The organism is Bradyrhizobium lablabi (assembly GCF_900141755.1).
GTDB lineage: Bacteria > Pseudomonadota > Alphaproteobacteria > Rhizobiales > Xanthobacteraceae > Bradyrhizobium > Bradyrhizobium lablabi_A.
Genome location: NZ_LT670844.1, coordinates 7439773 through 7454387, shown reverse-complemented (window position 1 = coordinate 7454387; position 14615 = coordinate 7439773). Strand labels below are relative to the sequence as shown.

Below are 14615 nucleotides of genomic sequence, written 5' to 3'. Positions count from 1 at the left end.
GTGATCAAGCACAACCGCCGCGGCGTACTGGATCATCCGCTTTCGCGGATGATGACGGCGGAATGTGTGGCAGCCGCTCACCTCTCCTACCCCCGCGAAAACTCGTCGGCGCGGAACTGGCGGGCGATCTGGTCGAGTACCGCGTTCACCATGCCGGTCTCGTCGGCATCGACGAAGGCATGCGCGACATCGACATATTCCGACACCACGACGCGGCCGGGCACATCCTTGCGATGCTCCAATTCGTAGGAGCCGGCGCGCAGCACCGCGCGCAAAATCGCGTCGATCCGCTTCAGCGGCCAGCCTTTTGCAAGCGCGTCGTCGATCAAGGGATCGAGTTTTGATTGGTCGCGCACCACGCCGGATACGACGTCTTTGAAAAATGCCGCTTCCGCCGGCAGATATTTGTCACCCTCGACCTCGCTGCCAAGCCAGTGGCTCTCGAACTCGGCAAAGATGTCGTTGATGCCGGCGCCCGCGATATCCATTTGATAGAGCGCCTGCACGGCGGCGAGCCGGGCCGCGCCGCGCCGGTTAGCCTTTTTGTCTTTACCTTTTTCTTGGCCTTTTGCCGGTTTTGTCTTGTTTTCTGTCATGATCAGGTCCGCGTCACGCGGCGTTTGATGCGCAGCATTGCGAGCGCCGCGCGCGCGGCGTCGCCGCCCTTGTTGAGCTCGCCGGCGCGTGCCCGCGCCCAGGCCTGCGCGTCGGTATCGACGGTGATGATGCCGTTCCCGAGCGGAAACTTTCGCGCCACCGCGAGATCCATCAGCGCGCGCGAAGATTCCATCGACACGATTTCGAAATGGATGGTGTCGCCCCGGATCACGCAGCCGAGCGCGATCGCCGCATCATAGGGTTTTCCGCTCTGTTCCGCGGCATCGAGCGCGATCGCGATCGCAGCCGGAATTTCCAGCGCCCCGGGCACCGTGATCACGTCATGGGAAACGCCGGCAGCCTTCAGCTCGGCGAGCGCGCCTTCCAACAGCGCATCCTGGATGTCGTCATAGAAGCGGGCCTCGACGATCAGCGCGCGGGCGCCGGAGATGTCGGTTTGATCTTTTAATTGTGCGCGCCGCGCGTCCGCCATTACATGCCAATCGGTATTATGTGTCAGTTGTGCTGCTTTTAGGCGCAGCGATGCCCCATGCCAAGTACGCTTCTACTTCATTTCCGATAACCGCGCGGCATAGCGCGCCATCAGATCGACCTCGAGATTGACCTCAGCCCCCGCGCGCCAGCCACCGAGTGTGGTCACATTGAGCGTGTGCGGGATGATCAGCACCGAAAATACCACATTCTCGACCGTATTGACCGTCAGCGACACGCCATCCAGCGTCACCGAGCCCTTTGCGGCGATAAAGCGCGCCAGTTCGCGCGTGGTGCGCAGTTCGAACCGCGCCATATCCGGCAGATCGTCGCGCCGCACGATGGTGGCGATGCCGTCGGCGTGTCCCGCGACGATATGACCGCCGAGTTCGTCGCCGATTTTCAGCGCCCGTTCGAGATTGAGTTTTGTTCCCACGGCCCAATGTTTGGCCGTGGTCATGCCCAGCGTTTCGGCGGCGGCATCGACATCGAACCAGGTCTTGTCGCCCGCAACACCCGACGCCACCACCGTGAGGCAGACCCCGTTGCAGGCGATCGAGGCGCCGTCGGCGATGGTCGAGCGATCGTAACGGCAGGCGATGCGCAGGCGGTGCAATTGCCCCTGCGCGGTCGGCGTCAGGGCTGTGATCTCGCCGATGTCGGTGACGATGCCGGTGAACATTATGCGCGCTCGTATATTGTGAGTGTGTCGTTTTGCAGCGTTTCGCTAGCACGTCGCTTGAAGGTGGGCGACTGCGTGAGAGCGGACAGCGGCAATGCGTCCAGCGCCGGCACGCCGTCGGCGCCGACCGGATTTGCGCCGCGCAGCAGCCAGACTTCGTCGACGAGGCCGGCCGCGACAAAGGATGACGCCACCCGGGCGCCGCCTTCCACCAACAGCCGGGTGATGCCCCGCTCCGCCAGCGCATGCAGCACCGCCAGAAGATCGAGCCCCGGCGGCGGCGCTTTCGTGGTGGCGACGCGGATCACTTGCGCGCCGGCGGCCCCGAGCTTCATGGCGGCGGGCGCCTCCGACAGGCTCGAGGTCATCACCCACAACGGCGTTTCGCGCGCGGAATGAACCAGTTTTGCGGTGCCGGGGATGCGCAAGGCGCGGTCGAGCACCACCCGCACCGGCGAGCGTGCCTCCATGCCCGGCAGGCGGCAGGTCAGAAGCGGATCGTCCGCGAGCACCGTCCCGATCCCAACCAGGATGGCGTCGCATTGCGCGCGCAGCAGATGGACCCGCGCTTTTGCCATATCGCCGGTGATGGCGACGGGCTTGTGGCCGGCAGCTCCAATCCTGTCGTCTGGCGATACCGCGAGTTTCAGGATGACATGCGGGCGCTTGTCGCGGATGCGGCTGAAGTGACCGGCGTGATCATGCGCCGCCTCCGAAGCGCCCAGGCCAATATCGACCTTGATGCCGGCGGCACGGAGTTTTGCGTGGCCTTGGCCAGCGACTTCCGGATTGGGATCCTCGATCGCCGACACCACGCGCGCGATACCGGCGGCGATGATGGCGTCCACGCAGGGCGGCGATTTGCCGAAATGCGAGCACGGCTCCAGCGTCGCATAGAGCGTGGCGCCACGCGCCGCCTCGCCGGCGCGCTTGAGCGCCTCGGGTTCGGCATGGGGACGGCCGCCTGGTTGGGTCCAGCCGCGGCCGACAATCACGCCATCCTTGACCACGACCGCGCCGACGGCGGGATTGGGCCAGGTGCGGCCCTGTCCGCGCGGCCCGAGCGTCAGCGCGAGCCGCATGAAGCGTGCATCGGCGGCCTTTGACTGCTTCGATTTTTCCGCGAGTTGGTCTTCCAGGATGCGGAAGATCATTTGCGTAACAGCGTAACCCGCGCGTCCTCGTCGCCGGAGAGCTCGCCGAGCACGGCCTCAAAGTCTTTTGCTTCGCGAAAGTTGCGATAGACCGAAGCGAAACGGACGTAGGCCACGTCGTCGAGCTGGCGCAGATGCTCCATCACGATCTCGCCGATCGCTTCCGATGAAATCTCAGCTTCCCCGCCGCTTTCGAGCTCGCGCACGATGGCGGAGACCATCTTCTCGACCCGCTCCGGGTCGACCGGCCGCTTGCGCAAGGAGATCTGCACCGAACGCACCAGTTTGTCGCGATCGAACGGCACCCGGCGGCCATTGCGTTTGATCACCGTGAGTTCGCGCAACTGCACGCGCTCGAAAGTGGTAAAGCGAAAATTGCAGGCGACGCACACCCGCCGCCGCCGGATCACGGCGGAATCCTCGGTCGGACGCGAGTCCTTCACCTGCGTATCGAGACTATTGCAGCTGGGGCATCGCATCCGCGGAAGACCTTATTGATAGATCGGAAAACGATCGGTGAGCGCTTTGACCCGTTCCTTGATCGCAGCTTCCACCATTGGCGCCTTACCATCAGGCGATTGCGCAATCGCGTTGAGCACTTCGGCGATCATGCCTGCGACCTGCCTGAATTCACCGACGCCAAAGCCGCGCGTGGTCGTGGCCGGCGTGCCCAGCCGAAGCCCGGAGGTGACGAACGGGGTCTCGGGGTCGAACGGAATGCCGTTCTTGTTGCAGGTGATCGCCGAGCGCACCAGCGCCTTCTCCGAGACGTTGCCCTTCAATCCCTTCGGCCGGAGGTCGACCAGCATCAGATGGTTGTCGGTGCCGCCGGAGACGATGTCGAGGCCATTGGCGCGCAGCGCCTCGGCTAGCGCCTTTGCGTTCTCCACCACGTTCCTCGCGTAGATTTTAAAATCCGGCCGCAGCGCTTCGCCAAAAGCCACCGCTTTCGCGGCGATCACGTGCATCAGCGGCCCGCCTTGCAGACCAGGGAATACGGCCGAGTTTAACTTCTTGGTCAGCGTCTCATCGTTCCACAACATCAAGCCGCCGCGCGGGCCGCGCAGCGATTTGTGGGTGGTCGTCGTCGTGACATGCGCATAGGGCACTGGCGAGGCATGCACGCCGCCGGCGACAAGGCCGGCAAAATGCGCCATGTCGACCATGAAATAGGCCCCGACACTGTCCGCGATTTCCCGAAAACGTTTAAAGTCCCAGGAGCGCGAATAGGCCGATCCACCGGCGATGATCAGTTTTGGCTTTACCTCTTCCGCGCGGCGCGCGACCTCATCCATGTCGATGATCTGGTCGTCGCGGCGCACCGAGTAATGCTGCGCCTTGAACCATTTGCCGGAAACATTCACCGGCGCGCCGTGGGTGAGATGACCGCCGGCGGCGAGATCGAGGCCCATGAAGGTGTCGCCGGGCTGCAGCAGCGCCAGAAACACCGCCTGGTTCATCTGGCTGCCGGAATTCGGCTGCACGTTGGCGAAATTGGCGCCGAACAATTTCTTGGCGCGATCGATCGCCAGCGTCTCGGCGACGTCGACCCATTCGCAGCCGCCATAGTAACGCGCGCCGGGATAGCCTTCCGCGTATTTGTTGGTCATCACCGAGCCCTGCGCTTCCAGCACGGCGCGGCTCACGATGTTTTCCGAGGCGATCAATTCGATCTCGTGACGCTGTCGGCCGAGTTCACCCTTGATCGCGGCGGCGATTTCCGGATCGGCCTCGGCAAGCGTGGCCGTAAAGAACGAGTCGGGCGCGGAAGCGGTCTTGGCGGAAGAGCTCATCGGCGAATATCTCCACCGCCGCAAGCCTTTGGGGCGGATGCGGACGGTCATTTGTGGCGGTCGGAAGCTGCCCTCGCGGGATACCATATCGGGCGGCGGCGGCCAAGCACTTGCGGTATCAGCCTGTTATTTATGCAAGATATGGTGGGGATAGTGGGGGATTGCGAGCCTTCCGTCTTTCCCAACCCGCCACGTCATGGCCGGGCATGGCCGTCCGAAGGAAGGCGTCGCTTCCGCTCGCCTATGTCCCGGCCATCCACGTCTTTGCCGCCGGAGGGAAGGAAGGCGTGGATGCCCGGGTCAAGCCCACGGGTGTCTGGCACGGTCTGTGCTTATCATGCCGCCTTCTCCATGGCGGCATCCACACGAATATGGCTGCGCCGTTGCGCCGCACGGGTTGCGTGTGGTCCGAAGTCAAATCTGGACTGTTGTGGCTCGGGGGGTGGCGTAGCTTGGAGAAGCTCAGCGATCGCGCGCCGATGCATCAGGTTTGTTCGCAGGAGCCTTGCGAAGGCGAGCGGGCCGGTCACGATCCTGTTGGCGTCGTGAGCCAGCCGCAGCAGCAGGAAGGCGATCAGCGCGACAGTGATCTGAATGCGAACGGCGTTTTCGGAGGTTCCCAAGAAGTGGCCGATCTTCAAGGTCTGTTTGACCCATCGAAAGAACAACTCGATGGCCCATCGCCGCTTGTACAAATCGGCGATTTCTTGCGCGCTTGCCTCCAGGTCATTGGTGAAGATGCGCAGCACCTTGCCGGTCTCGATCATGACGCGAATTTCACGGACGAGACCCGCCATCGGGTTTTGACGCGACGCGGCGAGCCGTTTGGGAAGATACCCGGTCCGATCGCTGAGGATCGACGATCCCGGCGACACCGGCCGATCCTCGACGACGGTGAAAGGCGTGTTGGACTTCAGGCGCGTGACAATGCGGCAACCCGCCTGATCAAGCTCCGCCCACCAACCATAATCGTAATAGCCGAGGTCAAAAACGTAAGTCGCTCCCGCCTCGATTGGCATCTCCTTGGCGGCCGTGATGTCGTTGACGTTCGACGGTGTCACCATCAGGTACAGCGGTTGATCGGCATCCGGATCGTAGATGATGTGCGCTTTGGCGCCGCAAACTCCCGCCGAAAACGTCGCCCAATCGCCGCTCAGGCTGCTCAGCTGCACGCTGGTCGAATCAATCAGCCGAACGCAATCGCCGATCTTCCGCCGATAGCCGGCCTGCAACTGCGCCATCAGGGCCGAAAGCAGGCCTGCGAAGACCTCCACAGGACGCGAAGCATTGGCGGTCGAGAGCGCCGATCTCGATATGGTGCGGCCGCCGAGATGGTAAAGCTTGCCGGCGTGGCTTTGCAGGTTCGTTTCAATCTCGCGCAGGCTCCGCGCGCCGCAAAACTGCGCATACAGCATCGCGATCAAATGAGCCCTGGTCTTGACGACACGGCCATCCCAGTCGGCATTGTACTGATCCACAAGCCGATCGAGCATCGACCACGGAATATGCTTCAGAAGCCCATGAAAAACGATATTCTGATGCCGCACGGCGTTGATCCCTTTTCGTGTCCAGATGATTCGCAACCAGCTGGAAACGAGTAGAATCAATGCCGTGCGCTCCTTCAAGCATGGACCGTGCCAGACACCCGTGGGTCAAGCCCGGGCATGACGACCGGTAACGCGGCGCGGATGCTGCCTTCCGGCGCAAGTTTCAGCGATCCCGCGGCGCGATCCGCCCGGGTTGTGCATGTAGTTTCCGCCCGTTTGAGGGCGTGGGGAATGCCGGGCGCCGATGCACCCGCAGCCGCGCGTGTAGTGTAGTAAACACGCGCGTTAGTCACCACAGGTCCACCGGAACAACCCGGCATTCCCGCACGCAATGGTTTTACGGCTTATTTCGTGCTCTCCCCGGTGACCGGGCTCTTTTGCCACCGTCATCAGCGGAAGATAATTCCGCCAACTTGACACCAGCGTCGGGGTGTCAGGACCACACGACTTCGCCGTCCGCCTTCGTGCCGTTCGTCAATGGCACTATCAGCGTCCACCGCATCCCGTCCCGCGTTCGTGACGACCGCGAAGCGCCCCTCGAGTGGGACGAGACGGTGATGGATATACGAGTGATTTGGGTCAATCGCGAAGCAGAATATTTTTGCAAACGAGGCTGGACAGGTTTTTGCCCGACGGGCAAATCACCTGAGCGAGACGTTCAAATCAGTCGTCATGGCCGGGCTTGACCCGGCCATCCACGCCCTTGGCTTCAGCATAGAAAGACGTGGATGCCCGTCACAAGGCCGGGCATGACGACTGTGAACTACACAAACCTATACGGCCCGCCCTTCTCGATCGAACGCTGAAACGCCGGCCGCGCATGCATTCGCGACAGCCAGGCGCTGAGATTCGGATAGGGCCCGAGCTTGTCGAATATTTTTGCCATCTCGCCGACAAAGCTCATCTGGATGTCAGCACCGGAGAGCGAGTTGCCGACAAAGAACTCCCTGCCCTTCAGCGCGCCGTCGACATAGCCGAGATGATTTGCCGTTTCGCTGTCGATGCGCGGATGCAGCGGCGCGCCGGCTTCCTTCAGCCTCGACACATAGAGGTGCAGCATCAATGGCAGCATCGCGGAGCCTTCGGAATAATGCAGCCACTCGTTATAGACTTCGTAATCGGCGCTGCTGGGCGCGGGCATCATCGCGGGCTTACCGTTTCCTTGGCCGTAGCGGCGGATGAGGTAATCGACGATCGCGCCTGACTCCGCGATCTTGATATCGCCGTCGGTGATGATCGGCGACTTGCCCAGCGGATGCACGGCCGCAAGCTCCGGCGGGGCGAGGCGCGTTTCCATGCGCTGGTATTTTTTCATTTCATAGGGCGTGCCGAGCTCTTCCAGCAGCCACAAAATCCGCTGCGAGCGGGAGTCGTTGAGGTGATGCAGCGTGAGCATTGGGGTTTCCCCTGGCGCTATTGTTGTGGCCGGAGGTGTAGCAGACATTATTGCAGGGTGTCAGCAACACACACACCACTGTCATCGTCCGGCATAGCCGTCCGAAGGACGGCGTCGCTTCCGCTCGCCTATGACCGGACGATCCAGTATTCCAGAGACGCTGATGATCAATCGAGAGGCCCCGGGGTACTGGATACCCGCTTTCGCGGGTATGACGACCGAATGTGAGGCAAGGGTCGTGCGCCCGCACTAACCCCCTCGCCCGCTACAACCCCGTATACCCCGCCTTCACCGGATCGCTCGAGCCGTCGAGCTCGCGCAAATAAGTAAGCCCGCAAACCGTCAGCCGGTGCGGATCCCTCTCGCCGGCCTCGAACAAGGTGGTGACATAGCTCGTCACCTTGGCGCGCGCTTCCGCGCTGGCGGCGGCGGTGCGGTTCATCAGGAGATCGTAGGTCTGCATGATGCGGTCGATGGCGGCTTCCATGGGTTCCTCTTCTGGTGTCACCGGCGCGCGGTGGCTTCGAACTGCGTGATCGCCCTGTTGGCGAGGCGGATCATTCACCGCGCTGAAACATCGCGGCGATGATCTTGAGCAAGCGTTCGTTGGGGGCGACGGTGTCACTGAGGGCGCCGGTCCGTCGCAGATAATTCGCGGCGATGGCATAGGCATCGCCCACCACCCCGACATGCATCACCCGCAATCCGCGCTCGACCAGCATGGGTTTTGATCCTCCTACAGGGACGGATAAAAGCCCGGGGCCGGCGAAAGGTTCCATTTTCGGGAACACGTTTTTGCCCCGTTGGCGCCGACAGGGCGCTAACTCCTTTATTTCACGGACTTTCTTCACGCGAAGGCGGTTTCGAAATCACCGCGCAAAAACAAAACGCACCGGTCCGGAAAATCCGGGCCGATGCGCTTGGGGAAGTCTCTCTTTTTATCGAGTGGCCGCCGGTCTTTTTAGAGTACGCCGGCTTGGCCGAAAATCTCAGAGCCGATACAGGATCTGGTCGGTCCAGAACCGCTCGAGCCGGTGCAGCGACTTGTTCAGGGTCGCGAACTCCTCGTTCGAGATGCCGCCGACCTGTTCCACGGTCTTGACGTGCTTCTGATACAGCGCATCGACGATGCGGCGAATCTCCTGGCCCTGCGGGGTCAGGCGGATGCGGACCGAGCGGCGATCCACGCGCGAGCGCTGATGATCGAGGAAGCCGAGTTCGACCAGCTTCTTCAGATTGTAGGAGACGTTGGAGCCGAGGTAATAACCGCGCGTGCGCAATTCGCCCGCGGTCAGTTCCTTGTCGCCGATGTTATAGAGCAGCAGAGCCTGTACCGAATTGATGTCGGCGCGGCCGCGGCGATCGAATTCATCCTTGATGACGTCGAGCAGGCGGCGATGCAGCCGCTCCACCAAAGTCAAAGCTTCCAGGTAGAGCGGCTGCACCGGAGCTTGGCCCGGAGCGCGGTCAGCGGTTTCCACCGCCGTTGCAACGGCTTTCATCATGACACTTCCCCTGTTGTCGTTTTATCGACTTATTCGACGAAACTTTTGTTCCGTCTGATAGCGTCAACTTAATGGGGCCGTTTGAAGATCAGCTTAAATAAGACAATAAAGAGATCATGAATTTAAGACAGTGAATCGCGGATTAAGCCCACGACACAAGGGGTTTTCGCAACCTTTCATTGACGGTGAGAGGGCCCTGTTCACGCTTCGTCTGACCAGGTGTCGCATATGGAAACAGCATCGTACGAATTCGAAACGCTAACGTAACCGCTGTGGCCGCAGGGTTTACGGTGACTGAAAAGTTACCGTAGGAAAGTCCAGAAAATTTTAGATGAAACCTCATCCTGCGGAGCTTGCGCAGCAAGCGTCTCGAAGGATGGCCGCAACGCGTGGACTCGCGGCCATCCTTCGAGACGCGCGCAAAAGCGCGCTCCTCTGGATGAGGTCGGAGAAATATTCCACAAGCTCTATGGCGGGCGTTCGCGCGCGGCCATCCAGGCCAGCGCGAGATAGGCGGCCAGCATAAAGGCTTCGACGCCGACCACCGTCAGGCTGCCGCCATAGATTCCCGGAAACATCAGTTCGATCACCGCCATCGACACCACGGTGGTCAGCCACACCACCGCGCCCCACGGCGTCGCCAGCCATAAGCCCACCGCGGCGACGAGTTCGATCACCGCGAAATAGACGGTCGCGGTCTGCCAGGCCATCGGCTGGTTTTCGAAGGCGTCTTCCTCGCCGCCGATAAAACCCGTGACCTGCGACCAGTGATAGAGGCCCTTGAGGATGGAGAGCACGGCCATGATGCGCAGGAAAAACACCAGTCGCCTGGTCCAGACATTGTCGTCGGCCTCGATCCGTTCGGACGAAATCGCCGCCACCGACATGGCATTGTCCCGCGACGGGTCGCGCGATGGGATTTCAGTCATTTGAAATCCAGGCCTGGTGGCGGTTCATGGTCGGGAACTTCGGTTGATCGGTTTAACTCTCCGCTAACTCTTGACCCCTCGGCGCGGCAAAATCAATCCGGCGCCCGGCATTTGCGACAGGTCAAGGCTGCGGTGACGGGGCGCCTGCAAAGTGCTAGGGTTGGAACCATTCAAATCAAGCCAGCCGCGCTTCCGGGAGAGACAAACAAATGGCGATCAAATTCGGGCGTCCGATCGAAATGCACGACGCGCCGCGGCCCAAGACCGAAGCCAAGACCGAGCCCAAGGCCGAAGCAAAGGCCGAAGCCAAGACCGTGCTCCCCACCCCTTCCCTCGATCTCGCGGTCCGTCCGCGCCGCAACCGAAAATCGGAATGGGCGCGGCGGCTGGTGCGCGAGAACGTGCTGACCACGGACGATCTTATCTGGCCGCTGTTCGTGGTCGATGGCCACAACAAGCGCTCGGCGGTCAGCTCGATGCCCGGCGTCGACCGACTGAGCGTCGACCAGGCGGTGCGCGACGCCGAGCGTGCGATGCAGCTTAACATCCCCTGCATCGCGCTGTTCCCCTATACTGAGGCGAGCCTGCGCGACGAGCACGGCTCCGAAGCCGTCAACCCGGAAAATCTCGTCTGCCAATCCGTGCGCGCGATCAAGAATGAATTTCCGAACCTCGGCGTGCTCTGCGACGTCGCGCTCGATCCTTTTACGAGCCACGGCCATGACGGATTGATCGAAGACGGCAAAATCCTCAACGACGAGACGGTGGCGGTGCTGGTGCGGCAGGCGCTGGTCCAGGCGGAAGCCGGCTGCGACATCATCGCCCCGTCGGACATGATGGACGGCCGGGTCGGCGCGATCCGCGAGGCGCTCGATGCCGCCGGATTTGTCGACGTCCAGATCATGGCCTATGCCGCGAAATATGCCTCCGCCTTCTACGGCCCGTTCCGCGACGCCATCGGCTCGGCGAAAACCTTAACCGGCGACAAGCGCACCTATCAGATGGACAGCGCCAATTCTGATGAAGCCTTGCGCGAGGTCGAGCTCGATATCGCGGAGGGCGCCGACATGGTGATGGTGAAGCCGGGCATGCCGTATCTCGACATCGTGCGGCGCGTCAAAGACACCTTTGCGATGCCGACCTTCGTCTACCAGGTGTCCGGCGAATACGCGATGATCGCGGCCGCCAGCAATAATGGCTGGATCGACGGCGAGCGGGCGATGATGGAGAGCCTCGTGGGCTTCAAGCGCGCCGGCGCGGATGGGATATTGACCTATTTCGCGGCGCAGGCGGCGGAGAAGCTGAAGGCGGGGGGCTGAGAACCCTCCCCGTCATTGCGAGCGCAGCGAAGCAATCCATGACGCAGCAAAGAAAGCTGGATTGCTTCGTCGCTTCGCTCCTCGCAATGACGGGATAGACGGTAGGGGTGGGCAAAGGCGCACGCTTCGCACCGGGGCAACGGAATATTGTCACTTCCGGCGCAAAATATTGCGATTCGGTAATGACGATGGCCCCTTGCAAGCACAACGCCGGTTCCCATGTCCTGCTTCCTGAGAACGCACAGTCGGGGAGGAATGGTCATGTCTGACAGCGGTTCCGGTTACTCGGGCAACGCCTGGCGCAGCGCCGGCGGCGTGCCGCCGCATGCCTTCGATCCCTGGACGCAGCCGGAACTGTTTCGCGGCGTGCTGACCCGGCGGGTTTTTGCCTTCTTGATCGACCTCGTCGTGCTGTCGATCCCGGTGATCTTTGCTTATTTGTTCATAGCGGTATTCGGTCTGATCACGCTCGGACTGGGCTGGCTGTTGTTCTGGCTGGTTTGGCCGGCCTCGGTGGTCTGGGCAGTGATCTATTACGGCACCTCGCTGGGCGGACCGCACTCGGCTACCTTGGGCATGCGGGTAATGGACCTGGAATTGCGCACCTGGTACGGCGCGCCCGGGTATTTCGTGCTGGGCGCCATGCATGCGGTGCTGTTCTGGATTTCAGTATCGATGCTGTCGCCGCTGGTGCTCTTGGTCGGCCTGTTCAACGGCCGCCGGCGGCTGCTGCACGATATCGTACTCGGAACCGTCGTGATCAACAGCTCGATCCGCAACCCCGTGGGGCAGCCGGCCCGGACCTGGTGAACCGGCAGCGCGCGGGCGCGGCAAACCGATTGACCGTCAGCCTCGGCGGCGCGATGCTGGGGCCGGCTTCGTTTCGAAAGACTGACGATACAAGTGACCCAGCATTCGCGTGACACCCCCCAGTTCTACCTGACGGCGCCCTCGCCCTGTCCTTATTTGCCGGGCCGGCATGAGCGCAAGGTGTTCACCCATCTGGTCGGCGACAAAGCGGGCGACCTCAACGATCTGCTGACCCATGGCGGGTTCCGCCGCAGCCAGTCGATCGCCTACCGCCCGGCCTGCGACCAGTGCCGGGCCTGCGTTTCCGTGCGCGTCATCGCCAACGAGTTCCGGCCCTCGCGCAATTTCCGCAAGATCCTCGCCCGCAACGCCGACATATCAGGCGAGCAGCGCAGCGCGGTGCCGACCTCCGAGCAATATTCGGTGTTCCGCGCCTATCTCGACCAGCGCCATCGCCATGGCGGTATGGCCGACATGACAGTGCTCGACTACGCCATGATGGTGGAGGACAGCCACGTCGAAACCCGCATTATCGAATACCGCCGCCGCGGCGAGGAGGCCGGCGCCAGCGGCCGCAGCGACGAGCTGTTGGCGGTGGCGCTGACCGACGTGCTCAGTGACGGATTGTCGATGGTGTATTCGTTCTTCGAGCCGTCGGAGGAAAGCCGCTCGCTCGGCACCTTCATGATCCTCGACCACATCGCACGCGCCAGACGCCAGGGACTGCCCTACGTCTATCTCGGCTACTGGATCGAAGGCTCGAAGAAGATGGACTACAAGGGCCGGTTCCTGCCGCAGCAGCGCCTTGCCCCCTCCGGCTGGCTGCGCATCGACGCCTCGGGCGAAGTGACGACCGAGCCGCAGGATTGATTTTCAACCCTCATCCTGAGGAGCGGCGTCTTCGCCGCGTCTCGAAGGATGAGGCCCCCGGCGTGGCCGCATGGTTCGAGACGGCGCAAGAGCGCCTCCTCACCATGAGGGTTTACCCCTCACCCACTGACAAAATCCCACACCAGCTTCGCATTGAGCGCGATGATGATCGCCGCCGTCACGGCGGCGAGCAGCGTCAGCCAGCGCGGGGCGACGTAAGGGCCCATTTTGGCGCGATCGGCGGTAAACATCACGAGCGGCACCACCGCGAACGGCAGTTGCAGGCTGAGCACGACCTGGCTCAGGATCAACAACTGCCCCGTGGCCTTCTCGCCGGCCCAGACCGTCACGATCACTGCCGGCACGATCGCGATCAGCCGCGTCACCAGCCGACGCAGCCACGGCGCGATGCGTAGCTTGAGAAATCCCTCCATCACGATCTGGCCCGACAATGTCGCCGTGATGGTCGAATTCAGACCACAACAGAGAAGCGCGATCGCAAATAGTGTCGGCGCCAAGGTCGAACCGAGCAATGGCGCCAGGAACGCATGGGCCTGATCGAGCTCGGCGACATCGGTCTTGCCGGCGCGGTGATAGGTCGCCGCGGCGAGGATCAAAATGGAGGCGTTGATGACGAGCGCGAGACAGAGCGCGATCGAGGAATCGATGGTCGCAAGCGTGATCGCCTCGCGCTTCTCCTCGACGCTGTCGCCATAGCCGCGGGTCTGCACCAATCCCGAATGCAGATAGAGATTATGCGGCATCACGGTCGCGCCCAGAATGCCGAGCGCCAGATAGAGCATCTCGCGGTTGGCCAGGATATCGGTGGTCGGCGCAAAGCCCCTGATCACCGCGCCCCAATTGGGATCGGCGAGCGCGATCTGCACCGCAAAACAGGCGGCGATGACGCCCAGCATCGCGACGACAAACGCTTCGATCCATCGAAATCCAAAAGCCTGCAGCGCGAGAATGAGAAACACGTCCGCCGCGGTGATGATGACGCCGATCTCGAGCGGAATGTGAAACAGCAGATTGAGGCCGATCGCGGTGCCGATCACCTCCGCAAGGTCGGTCGCGGTGATCGCGATCTCCGCCGACAGCCACAGCGGCAACGACATATAGCGGGGATAGGAATCGCGGCAGGCCTGTGCCAGATCGCGTCCCGCGCCGACGCCGAGCCGCGTGCACAGCGACTGCAGCACGATCGCCATGACGTTGGACAACAGCGCCACGAACAGCAGCGCGTAGCCGAATTTGGAGCCGCCCGCGAGCGAGGTCGCCCAGTTGCCGGGATCCATATAGCCGACGGCAACCAGATAACCCGGCCCGAGGAAGGCCAGCAGCTTGCGCCAGAACGAGCCTTGTTTGGCGGTCCGCACCGAGCCGAACATGCCGGCCAGCGACGGTTCACCCCGCGCCGCGCGCCAGCCTGAACCGCGCAGCACAGGGGTGGATACGGCCTCTGGCAGGGACTCCGAGGCCAAATCGGGAGAACGGGCATCCATCCCCACAAGATACGGA

The 14615-nt window shown here is 62.3% G+C and carries 14 protein-coding genes and 2 pseudogenes; 3 read left to right on the top strand and 13 right to left on the bottom strand.

Going from position 1 to position 14615, the window contains the following annotated elements; genetic code table 11:
- Positions 1 to 86: 86 nt before the first annotated feature.
- The 12 genes and pseudogenes from nusB to B5526_RS34820 all read right to left on the bottom strand — a co-directional run bounded on the left by nusB (position 87) and on the right by B5526_RS34820 (position 10095).
- The gene (nusB, locus tag B5526_RS34875) at positions 87 to 596 is read right to left on the bottom strand and encodes a transcription antitermination factor NusB (RefSeq protein ID WP_079544170.1); all 510 of its coding nucleotides are present in this window, start codon (positions 594 to 596) and stop codon (positions 87 to 89) included.
- 2 nt (positions 597 to 598) lie between these two features.
- Positions 599 to 1090 carry a 6,7-dimethyl-8-ribityllumazine synthase gene (gene ribH / locus B5526_RS34870; RefSeq protein ID WP_079544169.1) on the bottom strand — a complete coding sequence of 164 codons (492 nt, stop codon included), beginning with the start codon at positions 1088 to 1090 and terminating at the stop codon, positions 599 to 601.
- 72 nt (positions 1091 to 1162) lie between these two features.
- On the bottom strand, positions 1163 to 1771 hold the full coding sequence (locus tag B5526_RS34865; RefSeq protein WP_079544168.1) for a riboflavin synthase: 609 nt from the start codon (positions 1769 to 1771) through the stop codon (positions 1163 to 1165).
- Positions 1771 to 2925, bottom strand: coding sequence for a bifunctional diaminohydroxyphosphoribosylaminopyrimidine deaminase/5-amino-6-(5-phosphoribosylamino)uracil reductase RibD (ribD, locus tag B5526_RS34860; protein WP_079544167.1), 1155 nt, complete (start codon positions 2923 to 2925; stop codon positions 1771 to 1773). The genes B5526_RS34865 and ribD overlap by 1 nt, the downstream gene beginning before the upstream one ends.
- Positions 2922 to 3404 (bottom strand): transcriptional regulator NrdR, encoded by a 483-nt coding sequence (gene nrdR, locus B5526_RS34855; RefSeq protein ID WP_079544166.1) that lies wholly within the window; start codon positions 3402 to 3404, stop codon positions 2922 to 2924. The genes ribD and nrdR overlap by 4 nt, the downstream gene beginning before the upstream one ends.
- A 12-nt stretch (positions 3405 to 3416) precedes the next feature.
- Entirely contained in the window at positions 3417 to 4718 is a 1302-nt protein-coding gene (glyA, locus tag B5526_RS34850; RefSeq protein ID WP_079545893.1) for a serine hydroxymethyltransferase, read from the bottom strand.
- 425 nt (positions 4719 to 5143) lie between these two features.
- Positions 5144 to 6265 (bottom strand): annotated as a pseudogene (locus B5526_RS34845) (IS4 family transposase); the annotation flags it as partial.
- A gap of 763 nt (positions 6266 to 7028) precedes the next feature.
- Positions 7029 to 7661: a glutathione S-transferase family protein gene (locus B5526_RS34840; protein ID WP_079544165.1), complete on the bottom strand. Its 633-nt coding sequence runs from the start codon at positions 7659 to 7661 to the stop codon at positions 7029 to 7031.
- Between the two features lie 265 nt (positions 7662 to 7926).
- Positions 7927 to 8148, bottom strand: a complete 222-nt coding sequence (locus tag B5526_RS34835; protein WP_079544164.1) for a hypothetical protein — start codon at positions 8146 to 8148, stop codon at positions 7927 to 7929.
- Positions 8149 to 8165: 17 nt separating this feature from the next.
- Positions 8166 to 8383 (bottom strand): annotated as a pseudogene (locus B5526_RS34830) (hypothetical protein).
- Between the two features lie 267 nt (positions 8384 to 8650).
- Positions 8651 to 9166 (bottom strand): transcriptional regulator LdtR, encoded by a 516-nt coding sequence (ldtR, locus tag B5526_RS34825; RefSeq protein WP_079544163.1) that lies wholly within the window; start codon positions 9164 to 9166, stop codon positions 8651 to 8653.
- A gap of 467 nt (positions 9167 to 9633) precedes the next feature.
- Positions 9634 to 10095: a DUF6163 family protein gene (locus tag B5526_RS34820; protein ID WP_079544162.1), complete on the bottom strand. Its 462-nt coding sequence runs from the start codon at positions 10093 to 10095 to the stop codon at positions 9634 to 9636.
- A gap of 209 nt (positions 10096 to 10304) precedes the next feature.
- On the opposite strand from B5526_RS34820, the gene hemB reads away from it, so the two are divergent.
- The 3 genes from hemB (at position 10305) to B5526_RS34805 (ending at position 13094) form a co-directional block, all read left to right on the top strand.
- The gene (hemB, locus tag B5526_RS34815) at positions 10305 to 11414 is read left to right on the top strand and encodes a porphobilinogen synthase (RefSeq protein ID WP_079544161.1); all 1110 of its coding nucleotides are present in this window, start codon (positions 10305 to 10307) and stop codon (positions 11412 to 11414) included.
- A 261-nt stretch (positions 11415 to 11675) separates the two neighbouring features.
- Positions 11676 to 12224, top strand: coding sequence for an RDD family protein (locus B5526_RS34810; protein ID WP_154071612.1), 549 nt, complete (start codon positions 11676 to 11678; stop codon positions 12222 to 12224).
- Positions 12225 to 12317: 93 nt separating this feature from the next.
- Positions 12318 to 13094 carry an arginyltransferase gene (locus tag B5526_RS34805; RefSeq protein ID WP_079544159.1) on the top strand — a complete coding sequence of 259 codons (777 nt, stop codon included), beginning with the start codon at positions 12318 to 12320 and terminating at the stop codon, positions 13092 to 13094.
- Between the two features lie 119 nt (positions 13095 to 13213).
- Here B5526_RS34805 and B5526_RS34800 read toward each other — a convergent pair whose 3' ends face one another.
- Positions 13214 to 14599: an Nramp family divalent metal transporter gene (locus tag B5526_RS34800; RefSeq protein WP_079545891.1), complete on the bottom strand. Its 1386-nt coding sequence runs from the start codon at positions 14597 to 14599 to the stop codon at positions 13214 to 13216.
- Positions 14600 to 14615 lie beyond the last annotated feature (16 nt).